Genomic DNA, 20,311 nt, shown 5'->3' on the forward strand with positions numbered 1-20,311 from the left:
AGGGTATACTTGCAAAAGGCACTGCAAACTTCCCCGGCACTGCACCCTCTCAACTCTCCCCTTCCAACAGGTTCCGGTGTGCTGAATTTCAATGCGCTCGATAGTATTGGCCTTTTACTCCCCTAAAGACCTATAGTATAAGCTGTACTTGCTACTGAGGGCTACTTGCTTCGAAAGGGTTACTAGCACTGCTCTGCTCTTTTGTAAATACTAAATAAAGATCTAAAGCAAAAGAAGCCTTACCAGATGGCAAGGCTTCTTTCTATATATAAGTTATACTTGCTGTTAGCTTACACAGCGACGTTGTTGCGCATGAGAGTGCTCTTGCGGTCAGGCCCTACCGAAACTATGGTTATCGGTACCTGCAGGTGCTTCTCCAGGAAATGGATATAGTTAACAAATGCTTCGGGTAGGTCTTCCAGCGCCTCCACCTGGTTTAGGTCTACTTTCCAGCCGGGCACTTCTTCATAAACAACATCCACGATCTCTGTTTCCATGGAGTGCGGCACCCGGTCTGTTATCTCGCCTGAAGCTAATTTATACTTTGTACATACCTTTATCGTATCGAACTCCGTCAGTACGTCGGCTTTCATCATGTTTAGCTGCGTTACACCATTCAGCATGATGCTATACTTCAGACTTGGCAGATCTATCCAGCCACACCGACGCGGACGCCCCGTGGTAGATCCGAACTCGTTGCCGGCCTGCCTGATCTTCTCCCCTTCTTCGCCTAAAAGTTCTGTTGGGAAAGGGCCACTGCCTACGCGGGTGCAGTATGCTTTAATTATGCCGTATACTTCTCCAATGTAGCGTGGAGCTACACCTAAACCTGTGCAGGCTCCTGCCACCAGTGTCGTGGAGGAAGTTACAAACGGATAGGTGCCAAAATCAACGTCCAGCAGAGAGCCTTGTGCTCCTTCGGCCAGTATGCGTTTTCCTTGGCTAAGAGCATCGTTGATCATGTATTCACTGTCTACCAACTGCAACGTGCGCAGGTATGCTACGGCCTCAAAGAACGTCTGCTCCTGGTCGGAGATATCCAGCTTCTGGCCATAGTACTCTACAGTTTTGCGGTGGCGCTCTACCAGCTTTTTATAGTTATCTTCAAAATCACTTTCCAGTATATCGCCTACGCGTAAGCCCACACGACCAATTTTGTCCTGATACGTAGGGCCGATTCCTTTTAAAGTAGAGCCTATTTTGCCGCTGCCCAGTGCTTCTTCCGACACACGGTCCAGCACTTTATGAGACGGCAGGATGAGGGACGCTTTTTTAGAGATAAACAGGTTACGGGAAGCATCTACGCCCCGTGCCTGCAGCTTTTCCATTTCGGTGCGGAACACGATCGGGTCGAGCACTACGCCGTTGCCGATGATGTTTTGAATGTGCGGATGAAAGATACCGGACGGGATCTGGTGTAGCACATGCTTGGTACCTTCAAACTCCAGGGTATGCCCTGCATTGGGGCCGCCCTGAAAGCGTGCCACGATATCATAGGTTGGAGCCAGAACGTCAACAATTTTACCTTTGCCTTCGTCGCCCCATTGCAGACCTATTAGTATGTCAACTGCCATTTATATAAGTAGTATATGATTTCAGTAAGATTGCTCTATAAAGTATAAATCAGGGCTATACATTGCCTTGTGTTTTATCATAAAATGGCCGCTCCAGGTAGATTTAAACCTCTGAGCAAGCTCTTTTTACTCTCAAAGGTAATAAATTTATTACTCAGGTATCCTAACACAAAGGATATTATGCTATAGATTACCCTGCATAACCAATGCTGAGCCTAGCTCTTCTGACAACTATGTGGCAATATTGGCTGCTGCGGCGTATTGATTATAGCGAGCGTATTCGCCCGGAAGCGCTTATTCTAAAAGAAGCTTTCTTATACTATAGAATGGTAATAAGCTGCAACGTTAAAACCGCCATTCCTTCCCAGGATCATACATGTAATTAAGGTGTATGCATACTACAATTTCCAAATAAAGGAGCAACAGACTATTCTTTCAAAAACATAGCTCCATACCTGCAAATAGCTGCTCTCGGGCAGCTATTTGCAGGTATGGAGCTACAAAAGTCTTTCCTAAATCAAGTTAGGCAATGACTTGCAAAACATCGTTAATAAATCGACTCCTTTAGAAATTGCGCGGCAAAGCTGTCGTTTTCGGCGATCGTGAAGATCGCGTTGAGTTTGGTCACGATCAGGAGTTTGCGGATATGGTCGGAGGGTTTAATGAGCACCAGTTCGCCGCCCCGGTTGCGAAACCTGGTGAGCAGCGACACCAGCACGCCCATGCCACTGCTGTCCATGAAGCGCGCATTCGACAGGTCCACGGCACAGAGCAGCACTTTGCCCTCCTGCATGTGATCTGCCTCTTCCAGCAGGGCCTGCGTATCAGTGCCCGCAATCAGGTCGCCTTGCAGCCTGATGAACAGGATATCATCCTTCAGTTCTGCCTGATAATTCATGTTGCTGTTCTTGAGTCACTTTTTTAGCGCGGCAATCGCCACAGATGCCATACAGATTCAGGGAATGATGTAAGATACGAAAATTCAGTAGGTCGCCTACCATGGTCTGGATGTTATGGATGCGCGGGTCGCAGAACTCCACCACCTTGTGGCACTCGGTACAAATCACATGGTCGTGCTGCCGGTAGCCATAGGATTTCTCATACTGCGCCAGGTTGCGGCCAAACTGGTGCTTGCTCACCAAGTCATTCTCTACCAGCAGGTCGAGGGTGTTGTAGACAGTGGCGCGACTTACCCTGTAATTCTTGTTTTTCATACTTATATAGAGCGACTCCACATCAAAGTGGCCGTCACGGGAGTAGATCTCCTCCAGAATAGCATAGCGCTCCGGCGTTTTGCGCAGGCCCTTGCTCTCCAGGTAAGCGGTGAAGATCTTCTTTACTTCCTCAAATTTATGTTTGTCCATTGCCATAGTTGCATCTGATTATACTTGGGCATTTTGTACAGGTATAAACTTTGCGTGATGCATGATCTGCCGCGCGCTTATTTTGTTACCTGCCGCTTTCCTGTAAAACAAAATTATACCTCTTTTTATTCAAAACGCTCTACAGTAAGTATACCCGGTACTTTGCCCATGCGCTGAATCAGTTTTTCAAGGTGGTTGGTATCATTAACGAATACCATGATGTTCCCTTCAAAAATGCCGTCATTCGAATCGATGGTGATGGAGCGCATGTTTACTTTTAAACTGGTGGAAATGGCTTTTGTTAAGTCATTCACCAGGCCCATCCGGTCGGTGCCTTTGATGTGAATACCTGCCAGGAAAGCCAGTTCTTTCTGATCTGTCCATTTGGCCCGCACAATGCGGTTGCCGTAGTTAGACATCAGTTCGATACCGCGCTTGCAGTTGGTACGGTGAATCTCGATGTCTTCGTCCCCTGTTTCAAAGCCAAACACGTCGTCGCCCGGTATGGGGTTGCAGCAGGGAGCAAGCTTATAGTTCATGTTTTGGCTCCGCTCCCCTATCACCAGCATGTCGGGATTGACGCCGCGGATTTTCTGCACCTCCTTGTCGAACGACTTGGGCTCCAGCATGGAGTTAGCTTTGTCGGCGGGGGCCGTAAAGATTATCTCCTGAATGTTTTCAACTTCAATGTGGCCTGTGGCCGCCCGAAAGTATAAGTCCTGCAGCGTCGGTACGTTGAAAAAAGCCATTAGCTTATTCAGGTTTGTCTGCGTATCCGCTACATTTATTTGTTGCAGGCGTTTGTCAAGTATGAGTTTGCCTTCCTCCGCTTTGGTTTTCCGCTCCTCGCGCAAGGCATCTTTTATACTGCTCCGGGCTTTAGAGGTCACCACATACTGCAACCAGTCGTCATTCGGCTTTTGCTTCTGCGAGGTCAGTATCTCCACCTGGTCACCATTCTTCAGGCTGTAGCTCAGCGGCACCAGCTTCTGGTTTACCTTGGCGCCCAGGCACTGCAGGCCAATGTGCGTGTGTATCTCAAAGGCAAAATCCAGTGCGGTGGCCTTGTCCGGAAGTATGATCAGCTCGCCTTTGGGCGTAAACACGAACACTTCCTCCACAAACAGGTTCTTGCGGAATTCATCCATGAACTCGAGTGCGTTGCCGGTATTATTCTCCAGCATGTCGCGCACCTTGTTTATCCACTGCTCCAGCCCGGATTCCGAACCAGCCACTCCTTCTGTTTTATACTTCCAGTGCGCGGCGTAGCCTCGTTCGGCAATCTCATCCATGCGCTTAGTGCGTATCTGCACCTCCACCCACTGCCCCAATTTGCTCATTACCGTGGTGTGCAGCGACTCATAGCCATTGGCTTTAGGCGTGTTCACCCAGTCGCGGAGGCGGTCGGGGTTGGGTTGATAAAAGTCCGTAATTATAGAGTATACCTGCCAGCAGGCGGCCTTCTCATTCTCCAGCGGCACGTCCAGTATGATCCGGATGGCGAACAGGTCATACACCTCATCAAAGGTGATGTTCTGCTTCCGCATTTTTTTAAGGATGGAGTAGATGGACTTGGGCCGGCCTTTGATGGCAAATTTAAACCCATGCTTCCGCAGCTCCTCCTCTATCGGGCCGGTAAAATCTTTGATAAACTTGTTCCGGGCGCTGCGCGTCTGCCGGATCTTATTGGAAATATCTTTATAGGTATCGGTATCGGTATACTTCAAGTATAAATCCTCCAGCTCTGATTTGATGGCGTACAGGCCCAGGCGGTGTGCCAGCGGCGCGTACAGGTACATGGTTTCAGAGGCAATCTTGAGCTGCTTGTGGCGCGGCATACTGTCCAGCGTACGCATGTTGTGCAGCCGGTCAGCCAGTTTGATGAGGATCACGCGTACGTCGTCGCTAAGCGTGAGGAGCATCTTCCGGAAGTTCTCTGCCTGCTGCGACGTGCCATAGTCAAACACACCCGATATTTTGGTCAGCCCCTCAATGATGCGGGCCACACTGGAGCCAAACTCGCGCTCAATGTCGGCGGTTTCCATCTCGGTATCTTCCACCACGTCGTGCAGCAGGGCCGCTACAATAGAGGTAGTACCCAGGCCAATCTCCTCTACGGCAATCTGCGCTACGGCCAGCGGGTGCAGGATATAAGGCTCCCCCGACTTGCGGCGCATGTCTTTGTGCGCCTCCAGCGAGGTATTAAAGGCTTTCTTGATGATCTTGGCATCATTGTCCTTCAGGAAAGGTTTGGCATACCGTAGTAAGCGGCGATAGTGGCGTAAGATCTCTTTGCGTTCTGCTTCCGGATCGATCATAACTGTTGTAATCATGCACGTATGCCTGCCCCGTTTTCAAACAGGTGCAGGTCTTGCTAGTATAAAGAAACTCCGTTGCTATAAGTTTCAAATATAGCTGAATATCCAATGCAACCAATGGCTGCAACGCTATCCCTATTGCTACGGCAGCCGGATGTGTGCCCTGCTGCGCGATAGCTACAAGGTATAAAAATTTATTTTTTTTCGGTAGAGGTATTGTATTTATAAATCCGGTGCTTAAATTTGCACCACTATTTAAAACAAGCACACATGCGGATGTGGCGAAATTGGTAGACGCACTAGACTTAGGATCTAGCGCTGCGAGGCATGGGGGTTCGAGTCCCTCCATCCGCACATAAAACAAACCCTCAACAGCCCTGTTGGGGGTTTGTTTTTACTAAATGTTCCAACTTAAAATTTTAAGCCTTGAATATTACATTAAACCAAACCGACAGCACAAACGCACAACTGAAGGTGGTACTGGAAGAGGCCGATTACGCCCCGAAGGTAGACCAGCAGGTAAAAGAGTATAGCAAGAAAGCCCAGATCAAAGGCTTCAGACCTGGTAAAGTGCCGGCCGGTCTGGTGAAGAAGATGTATGGCAAGAGCATTCTGGTTGAGCAGATCAACAAGGTGTTGCAGGAGGAGATCACCAAGTATATCCGCGAGAATGATGTGAAGCTGCTGGGCGAGCCCCTGCCAGAGCCTACCCAAGACGCCATTGATTGGGACAACCAGAAAGAATTTGAATTTACCTACCAGGTAGGCCTGCTGCCAGAATTTAACCTTCCGCTGGATAAAAGCGTAGAGGGGTACACTGTTGAGCTGGACCAGAAAACGATAGACGAAGCATACGAAAACCTGAAGCGCCAGTTTGGTAAAACCACGAACCCGGAGACATCCGAAGCCGGTGATTTTATTTATGGTGAGCTGAAGCAGGTAGATGGTGAATTCGAATCGAAGACACTCATCCCGACAACCCGCGTGGTGGAGGGTCAGGATAAGTTCCTCGGTGTAAAATCCGGCGACACGATCCGCTTCGATATCCGTAAAAGCTTTGGCGACGACAACGCTGCCCTGGCCCACGTAACCGGCCTGAGCAAAGACGATGCTGCCACGCTGAACGGCGAGTTTGAGTTTACGGTAGAGAAGATCAACCGTACGGAGCCGGCCGAGCTGAACCAGGAGCTTTTCGACAAGCTTTTTGGCAAAGACGAGGTAACGACTGAAGAAGAGTTCGACACCAAAGTGCGTGAAACGATCGAAGAGAATTATAAAAACGAAGCGGAAAACCTGCTGAACCGCCGCATCATCGACACCTTAGTTGATAACGTGGAAGTAGAGCTGCCAACTGAATTCTTTAAGCGCTGGCTGCTGGTAACAAACGAAGGCAAACTGACAGCTGAGCAGATCGATGCGAACTTCGACCAGTATACCAAAGAGCTGAAGTGGTCGATGATCAAGAACAAGCTGGTTGCCGAAAACGACCTGAAAGTAAGCAACGACGAAGTGGTAGCGGCTACCAAAGAGAAAATGCTGGCACAGTTCAACATGCCGGAAATTCCGGAAGAACTGGCAGATAGTATGAACAACTACGCAAACCAGTATCTGAATCAGGATAACGGCCGTAACTACGTTCAGGAATACGAGCAATTGCTGGCTGAGAAAGTGCTTGCCAAACTAAAAGAACAGATGACTGTTGTAGAGAAGACAATCTCTGCAGAGGACTTCAGAAATATGTCGTTCTAGTATAAACGAACATAAAATCGTATCTTACAAAAAGTCCTTTTTTTAAAGGACTTTTTTATTTTTGAGTAAACCGTAAATCTAAACAAGACATGTTTAACAAAGACGAGTTCCGAAAATTCGCTGTAAAAGGCCAAGGCATGAGTGGTCTGGGCGTAGACCAATACATCAATCACGTAGAAGGCAGAGCCATGCATACCATCGAAAGTATGACGCGTTCTGTTATTGAAGAACGTCCTACTAACTTCCGTGAGATCGATGTGTTTTCGCGCCTGATTATGGACCGCATTATTTTCCTGGGCACACAGGTAGATGATTTTATCGCGAACATTATCACCGCACAGTTACTCTTCCTAGAGTCGGCTGATGCGAAGAAGGACATCCTCCTATACATTAACAGCCCGGGTGGATCGGTATATGCCGGCCTTGGCATCTATGATACCATGCAGTATGTGAGCCCGGATGTGGCTACGATCTGTACAGGTCTGGCCGCTTCGATGGGAGCTGTTTTGCTGGCTGGCGGTGCTGCCAACAAGCGCTCAGCCCTGCCGCATGCCCGCATCATGATTCACCAGCCGATGGGTGGCGCACAAGGCCAGGCCTCCGATATCGAGATCACTGCCCGCGAGATCCTGAAGCTGAAAAAAGAGCTTTATGAGATTTTGGCGCAGCACTCCGGCAAATCATACCAGGAAGTATACGACAACTCGGACCGTGACTACTGGATGAAAGCGGATGAGGCAAAAGAGTATGGCCTGATTGACGAAGTGCTGACCCGCAAAGCCTAGCCTGCATACGGCAGAGAAACCTATTGAGCGAAAAAGCGGCGGCTTCCCCAGTTGGGGAAGCCGCCGCTTTTTCGTGCCAGCCATACTTCTGCTAACGTGCCTGCTACTGCCCTGCCAGCCGCCACAAAGCTTGGGGGCCTGGCTGAGGATTCCTGTCAGTGCTCCACCACAAACTTTTTAAGTATAAAGTTGCCGTCCTGCGTCTTCAGCCTGATGTAGTAAGTGCCACGGCTCAGGCTCCTGGTGTCCAGGAGGCGCATGGCGGACGCGCCGCCAACTTTGGCAAAAACCGACCTGCCCAGTGCATCATACACCACAAGGCTACTGACACGGCTAGCAAAGGCAGGGTCCATCTCTAAGTATAAAGCGTCCGCTACCGGGTTGGGGTACACACGCAACAGCTTGTTTTCTATGTCGTCGATTATACCTGTAGGGAAACTGACGTCTTTGCAGACGGAATCTACTCTACAGTCTGTTGAAGTTACCAGGCACACTTCGTACTGCCCGGTAGAAGCATAGGCATGTTGCGGGGCGGCTTCCTGGCTGGTGGCGCCATCTCCAAAGGTCCAGCTAAACCTAGCTGCCGTGGCAGCAGCATCGGCTTTAAAGCTGATCAAAAGCGAATTGCCTTTGCCTACTGTATAAGTAAAATCGGAGGAGGCAGGCACTTCGCAGCTGATGTCCACTTGCTGGCAGAAGCTGGCGGTGCCGCAGGCATCTGTCATGGTCAGGCATACATGGTACTCGCCGGCTAGATGATAGGTGTGCTCAGGAGATGCATCTGTGCTTTTGTCCCCATCGCCAAAGTCCCACAGGTACGACACTGCCGCAGCGCCTGCTGGCGGCGCAAAGGAAACCTTGGTTTGGGCTACCGCCATGCCGAAACCGGCTGCTGATAGTGTACCGCAGGTTATGGCTACATCCGCCGTAACAGTGGCGGGGCCGCACTGCTGCTGCTGCAGCCACAGCGTTGCCGTATACTTGCCGACACCGCTGAACGTATGGACCGGAGCTTTATCTGTTGTGCTGCTGCCGTCGCTAAAGGTCCATTTAAGAATGTTTTCCTGTGCCACACCTACTGCCTGAAACGTGACTTCCTGCCGGTTTACCTGCGTTTGTATGGAGGCATTTAGCGGCGGGCAGTTTACGGTTAGTGTTTTAGACAAGATCTGTTCGACACAGCCACTGCTTATTTTCAGCTTCACCTCGTACGTGCCGGGCGCATACGTGTGGGCAGGATTTTGTGCTGAGCCAGTAGTTCCATCTCCAAAATCCCATTCCCAGCTAGCCACCTGCTGCGCATTCGCCATCTGAAACGACACCTGAAGGCCCTGCTGCACAAACTTCAGTTCAGCGGCGGGTGGCAGGCAGGGCACGGTCACTTGCTGGCAGATTTTTTTCTGGGCGCAGGCGTTGCCCACCGTGAGGCAGGCGGTGTAGGTGCCAATGGCAGGATAAAAGTGCGTAAACACCGCTAAATTGCTGGATGCGGTTGTGCCGTCGCCAAAGTCCCAGGTATAGGTATAGCCGGCGCCGGCCCCCTCCGTAGGCAGCTGAAAGTCTACACTGGTTGAATAAGCTTTTGTCTGCGCTACAAAACTATCCGGTACAACCAGCGGCTCATCCACGTCAATGCGCACTTCCCGCTTCACAACACATCCATCGGCCGTCTGGGCGGTGGCCGTGTAGGTGGTGGATGCAGCGGGCGTAGCCACGGGGGCAGCGCTGGCCGGGTCGTCAAGCCCGGCGGCCGGCGACCAGCTAAATTTCAAGTCCCCCGCACCATTTACCTGCAGCTGCACCGCCTCGCCTTTGCAAACCTGCCGATGGGTAAAAGGCACCGTGGCCGAAGCCCCGCCGGCACATGCCGCCCCTAGCGCTATGGTTCTGAATTGCAACTTACTGCCTATCACGGGCAAAACGCTGCTTTCGTATTTCTCTAATAAACCAGAAACTGTATAAACACTTCCACACGCCCCTGCAGCTATGGCAAAGGGCACGGAACCGAACGGCTGCCCCTCCGGCTGCCACACCCCTTCCAGCTTTCCGGCGCCCGAGTACACCAATATGGCCTCACTTTTGCCCTTGTTCGCCGCCACGCCCCCGTAGTCCGCCCCACCGGCCGAGCAGCTGATGCTCAGGCTGTCCAGTTGCGCATACGCGTAAAGCTTTGCCTGGCTCGCACTGTAGTATAGGCTGTTGATAAAAGTACCGTGCGAGGTGGCCGTCCATACATTGTTCCCGTTCAGGTCGTAAGCAGCGGCCAGCGACCCGCTAAAGTTGCCCTCAAAAGTCACTCCACCTGTCACCAGCTTTTTGGCCGTGGTATAGGTATGATAATCTGTTTTGTCAAGAAAGGCCGCATCCCAGTTATACCCGACAACAATACCGCCTGGCGTTATCGCGAAGGGCACAGAAAACGCCGGATGTCTGGCAGTAGCCAGAGGATAGCTTTTGGCCTCCTGAAAAAAAGTGTTAAAGGCCTTCTCCACTTTGCCAGACTTCAGGTTAAGGATGGCCACATATCCCTGGATGCCTCCCTCCGGAAACTGCTGCAATAGTTCCCGCTGCTCTGCAAGCGGATAGCCGGCAATAGAGAAGGGCTCGCCCGGCACTGTACTCCTGCTCCCCACTACATACATGTTGTTGTGGTTGTCGATTTCTATCTGCGGGCTTGTCAGGTAATCAGGGGAAGAACTGTAAGTGTAGGTCAGGTTGTTGGCATCGTGCGCAACGGCTTTTTCTAACAGAAGGGTGGTTCCGAGGTTGTGGCCGTCCCCGTCTGTCTTCAGCAAAAAGGTTGGCAGCACCATATAGGTTGCAGCAACGCCGGCTTGCACGGATCCGTCAGGGAACGTTAGCAAAACATCACTGCTTGCCTTAAACACGGCGTAAACGTGCTGTTCTTCATCCAGTGCCAGGTCGGTGATGTAATTAACATTGCTGCTTCCTGATTTGGGATAAGGCGTGGCCACCCGTATGGCCCAAAGCGTCTGGCCAATTCGGTCGAGCTTTATGATAAACGATACCTGCCTCACCGGGCCTTTGGCAGGAAAGGATACAGTGCCCAGCGCAAAATTGTCAGTTGTATAATGCCCGGCTACGTACACGTTCCCCTCCTTGTCAGAAGTGATGGCAGTGCCTACCGAGATGCCGTTATAGCCGCCTCCCTCATGGCTTTTCACCCAGATAAGCTTGCCCGTTCCGTCATACTTGCGCAGTACGAAACGGCCGCTCATACTGCCTGCGGTGTACTCAAAGCCGTCTTTATCGAGGTGGTTGACGACCACTCTGTCATACACGTACGAATAGGGCGTGGCAGGGGAGTTGGATGCCGAAGTCTGCTCCGCTGCGCAAACACCCAGCGAGGCAACAGGTGCAGGTCTGGCTACCACTACGTCCATCCGGGTGCTGTCGGCACACTTGCCAAGCGAGGAGATGGCGAGCACGATGGTTTTTATACCTGGCGTGGCAAATGCCAGGCGCGGCAGCTGCGGGGTGTGGTAGGTTGTGTGGGAGGCGCCGTCCGTTACGGTCCATGTATACTTGTCGGCTACCGACATGTTGGTCACCTCCACCGGCTCATCTACATAAAGGTGGTTGCTTTTCAGCTTCACCTGTAGCCGAAAGTCGCTGGTGCGCAGTATGCCTTTGTCCAGCAAGGTGAAGTTTGTGCTGCTACCACCCGACTTCCTGCAGGCTTCGCAGCGCACATTCACAGGGATTTCCTGCACCCTGCCTGGCACTCCGCCACCCGTATACGGTGTCGGGATGATCAGATCGCCGCCGTTGCCCTCAAACTCCGCAAAGCTAGTGTCCCAGTTATTGGCTTTAATCCCATACATAAACCCGGGCTCCGAGTTTTTCACTATAAGGCTCAGCTTACTGTCATCCGCAGGGCAAAATATACTTTCTGACTCCTCTACCTCCAGCGCCAGATTAGGTTGTGGGGCCAGCCTAAAGGTAATGGTGGCTTCCTGCGTCAGTGTTTGGCAGGGCGTTTCTTTGATTGCTTTTATAGTATAGGTCGTGGTCTTGTCGAGCTGAACAGGCGCGAATCTTAACTCGCTGTAATTGTTGCTTTTGGTTTCCTCCAGCAACTTTCCCTCCGCCCACAGTTGATACCGCACGCCAAACGGATCTACGCTATAAAGCACGACTTGCACAGGCGCTGGTTTACAATACAACTGCTCAGGGTCGTAGTAAGCCAGGCTGAACTGCCGGAGGGTTGCCTGCTGCTCCGATTGCAGGTGCTCTGTTGCGTAGTCCGTTAAGCCGTTGCGCTCCGAAACCAGCTTTATGTCGTACGGCTGGCCAGCCTCAAAAGTGGTGGTCAGGTTATAAGAGGTGGCAGCAAGCGTGCCGTTTACATACCACTTATACGTGTTGCTGGCAGGGCCTTTGTTCTGGAAAGTATAGGGTGTGTTGGGGCAGAACGCAGCGGCTGGCAATGAGAAGTTGGCAATAGGCCTGGTGGCTCCACCCAAGTTGGAGGTGGTGTAAACTTTGCCGCCGTCTCCTACCATTATACCCTTAGCGGCACCGTAAAAGTAAACTTTCTGCAGGTTAACAGGCGGCACCTCACTCAGGCTTTCCCAAGAGTCGCCTCCGTCAGTGGTTTTCCAAGCCACTTTGTTGCCTGCTGCAAAACCAGTCTGCCGGTCTAAAAAGTAGAGGTCGTTAATGACCGTGGGCCCTGCGTTGGCCTCACGCTTCCCCGGCTGAGGCACCGGCACCCAACTTTCGCCGCCATCGGTGGTTTTATAGATCGCCTCGCCGTTGGCGGATGTAATGGCAGCAGCGAGGCCATTGTCTACATCAAAGAAGTGCACATTCTGTAAAACAGCCCTGTCTGGCAGTCCCGCAGCGGCTGTTCTGCGCCACGTTTGCCCGCCGTTTTAGGTGCGGTACAGCCCAGCGCCCGCGACATAGCCCACAGCCTCGTCTAAGAAAAAGACACTGTTAAAGTAGCTGTTCTCCCCCTCGAACGCCGCCACGTCCACCGCCACCGGAGACCAGGTTTCGCCGGCATCCACAGTTTTCAGCACAACCCCTTTGGTGCCCGCCACATACCCCACTAACTGGTTTACAAACGTCATCGCCCGAAAGCTTATATCAACTTTTTGCCCCAGTTGTGGGCCCTTGTAGGCAATTTCCCAGTGTATCCCGCCGTCAGAGGTTTTCAGAATCATGCCATAGTTAAACATATTCCACCCGGCAGCAAAACCAACGGCAGCGCTGGTGAAGCAAACTTGTTTTGTGTTCATGAACTCCACGTTGAGCGAGTCGGCCGGATTGGAGGGCAGGCGGTAGCGCAGCCAGCTTTTGCCGCCGTCCAGGGACTTGTAAATGCCATCGCTGCCGCCTATCACCGCCTCCTGCGCCGTAAGCAGCGCCACAGACTGGAGGGCATTTTTTGTTGGAGAAGTCCCCTCTACCCATTGGGCGTGCAGTGTAGTATAACGGCAGAGGAACAGCAGGATAAAAAATCCAAAATGCAACTCATAGAAGCTTGTAGAAACGCTTGCAGGTCAGTCCTTCCGCTAAAGAAGGCTAGCAAATATAAAAGAACAGATTATTTATATATAAATTATTTAATATAATTATAAGGGTATGTTGCGCTTGGACGCAACAACAGACACGCAGTGGCACGCATGCATTGAGCAGCGGCTGGCGTAGGCAAGCTGCCATGGAAGCAACTTCTTATCTGACTGCCCCGGCTACTACCACAGCAACAAATAGAAATATTTTTCCCTATTTTAGCATATTTCACCCGGCCTGCCGCGGCCAAAATCCTCTTGATACAGCAAAAGTTAAAAAATCGCAAATTATTTATCAACAGGCACATGTGGAAACATCAACCTTTTAATTTATTGATATACAATAATTTATGCATTAATAGAAAAATCATTATTTTGAAATTTAGATACTGCTTTTAGTGCTATATCACTATTTGCATTAAAAAAATTATGCCTGTAAAACTTTTCTATTTTGTACCTTTGTTTGGAGTAAAGGCCTCAGTGGCCCGAACTGCTTGCTTCAACTTTTACCTATGGCTGAAATTACCTGCTCCTTTTGCGGAAAAAATAAGAAAGATGTATCGGTGATGATCTCCGGTATTAATGCCCACATCTGCGACCGTTGTATCGGGCAGGCACAGCAAATACTGAACGAGGAAAACAAGATACGCGCCAACAGCCGTACGCCCAAGTTCAATTTGATGAAGCCGAAGGAGATGAAAACCTACCTCGACCAGTTTGTGGTGGGCCAGGACGAGGCGAAGAAGGTGATGTCGGTGGCGGTGTATAACCACTACAAGCGCCTGATGCAGCGCACCAACGAGGACGACGTGGTGATCGAGAAGTCCAACATCATTATGGTGGGCGAAACCGGCACGGGCAAAACATACCTGGCACGCATGATGGCGGGTATCCTGCAAGTGCCGTTCTGCATTGCCGACGCCACCGTGCTGACGGAGGCAGGTTATGTGGGCGAGGACGTGGAAAGCATCCTTACTCGCCTGCTGCAGGCCGCGGACTACAACGTAGAATCAGCAGAACGCGGCATCGTATACATTGACGAGATTGATAAAATTGCCCGTAAGAGCGATAACCCTTCCATTACCCGCGACGTGAGCGGCGAAGGCGTGCAGCAGGCTTTGCTGAAACTGCTGGAAGGAACTGCTGTGAACGTGCCCCCACAAGGCGGCCGCAAGCATCCGGAGCAGAAAATGATTACGGTAAATACCGAGAACATCCTGTTTATCTGCGGCGGCGCTTTTGTAGGCATAGACCGCGTGATCAAGAACCGTTTAAACACCCGTCCGATTGGTTTCTCTAAATCGAAGATGGATGAGGCAGAAGAAAAAGAGAACTTCCTGAGCTATATTACGGCGCAGGACCTGAAAAACTTTGGCCTGATACCCGAACTGATCGGCCGCTTGCCAGTGCTCACGCACCTGGACCCGCTCGACAAAGAAACCCTACGCCTTATTTTGTTGGAGCCAAAGAATTCTATTGTGAAGCAGTATAAGCGTCTGTTCGAGATGGAAAACATCAACCTCTCCTTTGCTGATGACGCCCTGGATTACATTGTAGAGAAAGCAGCCGAGTACAAGTTAGGTGCCCGCGGCCTGCGCTCCATCTGCGAAGGCATTATGACAGACGCTATGTTTGAGCTGCCGTCTGAGGAAGGCACTAAAGAACTGGTGATCACCGGCGATTACGCCCGCGAGAAATTTGACAAGTCAACACTGAAGCAACTTCGAGTTGCCTAAGTACATATTTCTTCAAGTATAAACAGGAAGCCCCGGCTAGTTATTAGCCGGGGCTTCCTGTTTATACTTGTCTATACTGCCAGTTTGAGTTCAACGGTAACTTGTGCCATGAAAGGTCTCTACAAGTTTAAAATTCTGCTAATCCTAATTCTGACAAAGTTCAGAAACAATTGGCCAGGTCGCGGCTTGTGCCTACAATGCAGCACATCGTAAATTACTTAGCCTCCTGCAGGTACTGTACCATCAGTTCGGCAGCGCGCTCTGCGGTCCGGTACTGCCCTATTTTCTGCCGTACCAGCGCATAGCCTTCCTTCTGCTTTTGAATGGTAGATTTGTCAAACAGAATTTCCTTTAACTCATGGATGATCTTTTTTGGTGTAAATTCATCCTGAATGAGCTCCACCACCACAGGTCTGTTCGCGATCAGGTTCACCAGGGAGATATAAGGCACTTTGATTACCATTTTAGCAATCGCAAAAGAAATGGCGCTGGTCTTATAGCAAACTACCTGCGGCACACCAAATAAAGCAGTCTCCAAAGTGGCCGTGCCGGACGTAACCAAGGCTGCTTTGGCATGCGCCAGCAGGTCGTAGGTCTGGTCGTAGATGATCTTGATGTTGGGATCTTTGTTATACTGCTCGTAGTATGCTTTGGAGAAGTTGGATACCCCCGCCACTACAAACTGAAAATCGCGGAAGGACGGCAGCACGCTCAACATTACGTGCAGCATGTTCTCGATCTCCTGGCGGCGACTACCGGGAAGTATGGCAATAATGGGTTTGTTGTTGTAGAGCTTATTACGTAGGCGGAAGTCAGCGGAGGCCACATGGTCCGTCACAGAGTCGTTGACCGGGTTGCCCACATAATCTACTTTGTAGTCGTAACGTGCGTAGAACTCTTCCTCAAAAGGCATGATCACAAACATACGGTCCACGTGCTTCTTGATCTTGTGAGCACGCCCCTGGTTCCAGGCCCAGATTTTAGGAGAGATATAGTAGAAAACCTTTAGCCCGCGAGCCTTCGCGAATTTGGCGATGCGCATGTTAAAACCGGCATAATCCACTAAAATCACCACGTCAGGCTGCCAGCGCTTGATATCAGCTTTACATTCTTTTAGAAAGCCCATGATCTTGCGCAGGTTACCAAGCACCTCCGCAAAGCCCATAAAAGCCATTTCCTGGTAGTGGTGCACCACCTCCATGCCGGCAGCCTGCATCATATCGCCTCCCCAGCCACGAATGTCTGCTTCCGGGTCCTGAATCCGTAACTGCTTGATCAGGTTAGACGCATGCAAATCGCCGGAGCGTTCACCGGCTATCAGGTAATATTTCATGTGGTGTCATTGCTTTGGGCGCCACATGGGCGGACAAAAAAACAAGCGCTTGCGCGTGGGCTACTCGCCGAAATACTCTACGTAGTTGCGCGGTGTTTCGTACAGCTTCAGGCTATGCAAGCGGGCGTTATTAGCGGATATTTCTGTGATACGGGGCTCCAGTATCTTCCAGAACTCTACGACCAGGTTTTCGGTGCTGGCCAGTTTATCTTCCATAAAAGCCACATCCAGGTTCAGGTTTTTATGATCTACCTTCTCAATAATGTGGGTGCGGATAAGGGTACTGAGCTTTTTCAGATCAATCACAAACCCGGTATCCACATCTGGCTTGCCTTTTACCGTCACGATCAGCTCATAGTTGTGGCCATGCCAGTTGGTGTTGGCACAAGGCCCGAATACCTCCTTATTCTTCGCCAGCGACCAGTTCGGGTTGTGCAGCTTGTGGGCTGCGTTAAAGTGCTCTAACCTGCTTACGTAAATCATCTAACCTCCAAAATTGTAGTTCTTTCTGAACAGCAAATATACAAAGAAAGGAACACCAAAGAACGAAGTAATGATTCCAATTGGCAGTCCGGCCGGCGGATAAATCAGCCGGGAAAGTAAGTCGCAGAGCAGCATGAAAAAGCCGCCGGCAAAAGCGCAGAAAAGCAGGTTACCTCGGCCGGTGGTGCTCAACAGTGCGCGCGTTACATGCGGAATGATCAAGCCAACAAAACCGACCGGCCCTGAAGTAGCCACAGCAAAACCTGTTACAACCGACACCACGCCCATGATCACCCAGCGTGTGCGGGCGACCCTTACCCCCAGCGCCTGCGCCCGCTCTGAGCCCAGCAGCAGAATATTGAGTTGCTTTTGGTAAAAGACAAAAAGCAGCAGCGCCAGCAGCAGGGCTACCGCTGGGTAAGGCACCAGGCTCCAGCTAGCCCGTTCAAAGCTGCCCATCGACCAGAATATAACCGCTTTCAGCTTTCCCTCCGAATCAGACAAGAAGGTGAGCAGCCCCAGTATAGCCGTGCAGAGGGAGCTAAGGGCAATACCGGCCAGCAGCATCTGCCCCGGAATAAGCTGGCGCTTGCGGTACCCAAGTATAACCACCACCAGCGTAACCAGAAATGCGCCGGCAAAAGCAAACACGGATGGCAGGTAAAATCCGGCGAAGGTTACGGGCATAAAGCCAAAAAACACTACCACCGCCCCCAGCGAGGCACCCGAAGCAGTTCCTAACAAGTATGGATCGGCCAGGCCATTGTTGACCATGGCCTGCATCAGGTACCCACTTAGCGCAAGGGAACCGCCTACTACCAGCGCCAGCAGCAGGCGCGGCAGGCGCAGGTATATGATGGCAAAATGAGCTGGGTTATTGGGGTTGTAGTGGAAGAGCGCATTTGCGATGGTGTCCGCGTTAGTTTCGAACGAGCCTATTTGCAGCCCAAGCACCACCACTATAAGTATAAGCACCAGGGCAAGTAGAACGTATGCAGCCTGCCTCATGGGTATAAAAAGCTTTCCAGCTCCCGTATAGATTCTACGATACGGGGTCCCGGCCGCTCCATCAGGTTACCGGTGGGGTCGTAGAGCCGCTTGTTTTGGTAGGCGTTGATCCTGCGCAGTTCCGGGTACAGGCTGAAGAACTTTTCCTCAAAAACTTCCGGTGAGTCACCCAGCAGCACGTCCGGGTTTAGCTTGAGGATGTACTCCCGCGTCAGCGCCGGGTAAGGCTGGTCGAATACCTGCTGCACCGCATTTTCGGCTCCCAGTATGTGAAGCTTGTCTGTTAAGATCGTATTCTGACCATACACATAGATGGGGTCTTTCCAGGTAATGGCCAGCACTCGCTGCGGGCGCTGCTCCTGTGAGTGTCGCTCCCGAATTTGGGCTACTTGCTGCCTGAGGGAGTCTGCCAGATGCTGCGCCTGCGCTTCCCGCCCTAAAATGCGCCCTATGTCCTCCAGCCCAGTAAATACATCCTCCACCTTCCTATACTTCTGGTAGTATACCGGTATACCCAGTTCTTCCAGCCGGGCTGCTACATCCAGCGGCGTAATTCCCTCAATGGTAAAAACAAGATCCGGCCTTAGGCGTAGCACCTGCTCGTAATCTACCGGGTAGTTTTGAACCACGGGCTTGGTACGTACAGCCGCCGGATAATCGTCGTGGGGCGTGCGGCCGACAATGTTTGCTGTATCAGCTACGGCAAACAGCATCTCCGTCATCGACGAGGCCAGCGCCATCACCCGCTGAGGCTGATGCGGCAGGTGCAACTCCCGCCCCAGGTCATCGTGCAGCACAATTTCCTGCTGCGCTGCCTTTTTCTCCGGGTGGCAGGCTACTTGCAGCAGCAGCAGCAAAAGAGCCAGCAAATGGCAGAGGCAGCGGTTTATTCTTATCTTTTCCTTCAAAGTATGATGCTAGCGGTGGCGCATTGGGCAGGGCCGCTCCAATTTATTTTGTAAATTTAACGCAATTTACGTTACAGGCTATAAAACTGAACTATGATCGTAGTAACCGGAGCCGCAGGGTTCATTGCCAGCTGCCTTGTCGGCCGGCTGAATGAGGCAAATTTTAATGATATCGTGGTGGTAGACAATTTTTCTGTCGCCAAAAAAGAGCGTAACCTGGAGGGGAAAAAGATAAAGGAGTTTGTAGACCGCGATAATTTTTTCGACTGGCTGGATACCAACTATGAAGACGTGGAATTCATCTTCCACCTAGGCGCCCGCACCGATACCACAGAGTTCAACACCGATGTGTTCGATCTGCTGAACCTGAACTACTCCCAGAAAGTATGGAATGCCTGCTGCGAGTACCAGATTCCATTGGTGTATGCCTCATCCGCGGCTACGTACGGCGTCGGTACCCTGGGGTATGATGACGAGGAAAGTATGATTCCGCTGTTACAGCCCTTAAATCCATATGGCGCATCTAAGAACGACTTTGATATTTGGGCGCTGGAGCAAACAGCCAAGCCGTTCTTCTGGGCCGGACTGAAGTTCTTTAATGTATATGGCCCGAATGAATATCATAAAGGGAAAATGGCTTCTGTGGTTTTTCATGCCTATAATCAGATCAAAGAGAAAGGCCGGCTGGCATTATTCCGCTCGCACAACCCGGAGTTTGCCGATGGCGAGCAGATGCGCGACTTTATCTATGTAAAAGATGTGGTGGATGTGTGCCTGTTCCTGATGTATCATCGCAAGAACTCCGGCATCTATAATCTTGGCTCCGGTACCGCCCGCACGTTTATGGCGCTTGCCCTGAATACGTTTCATGCCATGGACGCAACACCCGATATTGACTTTATAGATATACCTGAGAATATCCGGGACAACTACCAGTACTTTACGGAGGCGAACATGCAAAAACTACGCTCCATCGGCTACGACAAGCCATTTTATACCTTAGAAGAAGGTATAAACGACTACGTGCACCATTACCTGATGCCAGAAAAGTATTACTAAATCTCAAGTATAAACGGAAGACAATCCGTTTAGCTTTGCACTGATCTTAGCTAACTTTATAGGAATTCTGGCAGCCAGGCCAATATTCCGGCGTTCGGATTATACTTATAAGCTAAAAACGCCAATAGCTTTGTACTTGCAGCGCAGATATTTAGCTTGTTGCCTGCTTTATAACACAGCATTTTGCAACAGAACAGTATGTTGAAAAAAATTGCACCTTTTTTTACACTTTGTAAAACCATTAAGAAGATGCCGCCGTATATACAAACGGCTAAAAGTTGAGAAGTTTTCTTACAAACTGATCATAAGCAAGGGCTCCTCACTGTAGGAGCCCTTGCTATTTTATAACCTTCCACTTTAGGTGCCCTACCGAGGTATTGCTTCTACAGCCTGTGGAGCAGGTGCACAGCCAACTTGTTTCTTCTGGATTTTACTTTCTACCCCTGTTTTTTAT

15 protein-coding genes and 1 tRNA gene are annotated in these 20,311 nt (G+C 50.8%); 6 read left to right on the forward strand and 10 right to left on the reverse strand.

The annotated features are described in order from the left end of the window. Positions 1–290: 290 nt before the first annotated feature. From ABDW72_RS20140 to ABDW72_RS20155, 4 genes are all read right to left on the reverse strand, one after another. Positions 291–1,574 (reverse strand): adenylosuccinate synthase, encoded by a 1,284-nt coding sequence (locus ABDW72_RS20140; RefSeq protein ID WP_347160438.1) that lies wholly within the window; start codon positions 1,572–1,574, stop codon positions 291–293. Positions 1,575–2,121: 547 nt separating this feature from the next. After that, a complete protein-coding gene (locus ABDW72_RS20145; protein ID WP_347160439.1) occupies positions 2,122–2,472 on the reverse strand; it encodes an STAS domain-containing protein in 351 nt (116 codons plus the stop codon). After that, the gene (locus ABDW72_RS20150; protein ID WP_347160440.1) at positions 2,444–2,944 is read right to left on the reverse strand and encodes a Fur family transcriptional regulator; all 501 of its coding nucleotides are present in this window, start codon (positions 2,942–2,944) and stop codon (positions 2,444–2,446) included. The genes ABDW72_RS20145 and ABDW72_RS20150 overlap by 29 nt, the downstream gene beginning before the upstream one ends. Before the next feature lie 119 nt (positions 2,945–3,063). Further along, the gene (locus ABDW72_RS20155) at positions 3,064–5,271 is read right to left on the reverse strand and encodes a RelA/SpoT family protein (protein WP_347160441.1); all 2,208 of its coding nucleotides are present in this window, start codon (positions 5,269–5,271) and stop codon (positions 3,064–3,066) included. Between the two features lie 257 nt (positions 5,272–5,528). Here ABDW72_RS20155 and ABDW72_RS20160 point away from each other — a divergent pair. The 3 genes from ABDW72_RS20160 to ABDW72_RS20170 all read left to right on the forward strand — a co-directional run bounded on the left by ABDW72_RS20160 (position 5,529) and on the right by ABDW72_RS20170 (position 7,790). After that, a tRNA-Leu gene (locus ABDW72_RS20160) sits at positions 5,529–5,610 on the forward strand. 72 nt (positions 5,611–5,682) lie between these two features. Further along, positions 5,683–7,005, forward strand: a complete 1,323-nt coding sequence (tig, locus tag ABDW72_RS20165) for a trigger factor (RefSeq protein WP_347160442.1) — start codon at positions 5,683–5,685, stop codon at positions 7,003–7,005. Positions 7,006–7,094: 89 nt separating this feature from the next. Continuing rightward, positions 7,095–7,790, forward strand: a complete 696-nt coding sequence (locus ABDW72_RS20170; protein ID WP_347160443.1) for a ClpP family protease — start codon at positions 7,095–7,097, stop codon at positions 7,788–7,790. A 155-nt stretch (positions 7,791–7,945) separates the two neighbouring features. Here the strand turns inward: ABDW72_RS20170 and ABDW72_RS20175 are convergent, their stop codons facing one another. Together ABDW72_RS20175 and ABDW72_RS20180 are read right to left on the reverse strand one after the other, a co-directional pair. Next, on the reverse strand, positions 7,946–12,622 hold the full coding sequence (locus ABDW72_RS20175) for a T9SS type A sorting domain-containing protein (protein WP_347160445.1): 4,677 nt from the start codon (positions 12,620–12,622) through the stop codon (positions 7,946–7,948). 66 nt (positions 12,623–12,688) lie between these two features. After that, positions 12,689–13,291, reverse strand: coding sequence for a WD40/YVTN/BNR-like repeat-containing protein (locus tag ABDW72_RS20180; RefSeq protein ID WP_347160447.1), 603 nt, complete (start codon positions 13,289–13,291; stop codon positions 12,689–12,691). 188 nt (positions 13,292–13,479) lie between these two features. On the opposite strand from ABDW72_RS20180, the gene ABDW72_RS20185 reads away from it, so the two are divergent. Next, positions 13,480–13,659 carry a hypothetical protein gene (locus tag ABDW72_RS20185; protein ID WP_347160448.1) on the forward strand — a complete coding sequence of 60 codons (180 nt, stop codon included), beginning with the start codon at positions 13,480–13,482 and terminating at the stop codon, positions 13,657–13,659. Positions 13,660–13,842: 183 nt separating this feature from the next. After that, positions 13,843–15,066 carry an ATP-dependent Clp protease ATP-binding subunit ClpX gene (clpX, locus tag ABDW72_RS20190; RefSeq protein WP_347160450.1) on the forward strand — a complete coding sequence of 408 codons (1,224 nt, stop codon included), beginning with the start codon at positions 13,843–13,845 and terminating at the stop codon, positions 15,064–15,066. Between the two features lie 214 nt (positions 15,067–15,280). Here the strand turns inward: clpX and lpxB are convergent, their stop codons facing one another. The 4 genes from lpxB to ABDW72_RS20210 are packed head-to-tail and all read right to left on the reverse strand — an operon-like array spanning position 15,281 to position 18,798. Beyond that, positions 15,281–16,399, reverse strand: a complete 1,119-nt coding sequence (gene lpxB / locus ABDW72_RS20195; protein ID WP_347160451.1) for a lipid-A-disaccharide synthase — start codon at positions 16,397–16,399, stop codon at positions 15,281–15,283. Positions 16,400–16,459: 60 nt separating this feature from the next. Beyond that, entirely contained in the window at positions 16,460–16,882 is a 423-nt protein-coding gene (locus ABDW72_RS20200) for a 6-pyruvoyl trahydropterin synthase family protein (protein ID WP_347160452.1), read from the reverse strand. Next, a complete protein-coding gene (locus ABDW72_RS20205) occupies positions 16,883–17,890 on the reverse strand; it encodes a FecCD family ABC transporter permease (RefSeq protein WP_347160454.1) in 1,008 nt (335 codons plus the stop codon). It lies immediately after the preceding gene. Then, entirely contained in the window at positions 17,887–18,798 is a 912-nt protein-coding gene (locus ABDW72_RS20210; RefSeq protein ID WP_347160455.1) for an ABC transporter substrate-binding protein, read from the reverse strand. Before ABDW72_RS20210 ends, ABDW72_RS20205 begins: the two co-directional genes overlap by 4 nt. A 93-nt stretch (positions 18,799–18,891) precedes the next feature. Between ABDW72_RS20210 and rfaD the strand changes: the two genes are divergently transcribed. Continuing rightward, positions 18,892–19,857: an ADP-glyceromanno-heptose 6-epimerase gene (gene rfaD / locus ABDW72_RS20215; protein WP_347160456.1), complete on the forward strand. Its 966-nt coding sequence runs from the start codon at positions 18,892–18,894 to the stop codon at positions 19,855–19,857. Positions 19,858–20,311: the final 454 nt, after the last annotated feature.

The organism is Pontibacter chitinilyticus, from assembly GCF_039748935.1.
Classification (GTDB): Bacteria; Bacteroidota; Bacteroidia; order Cytophagales; family Hymenobacteraceae; genus Pontibacter; species Pontibacter chitinilyticus.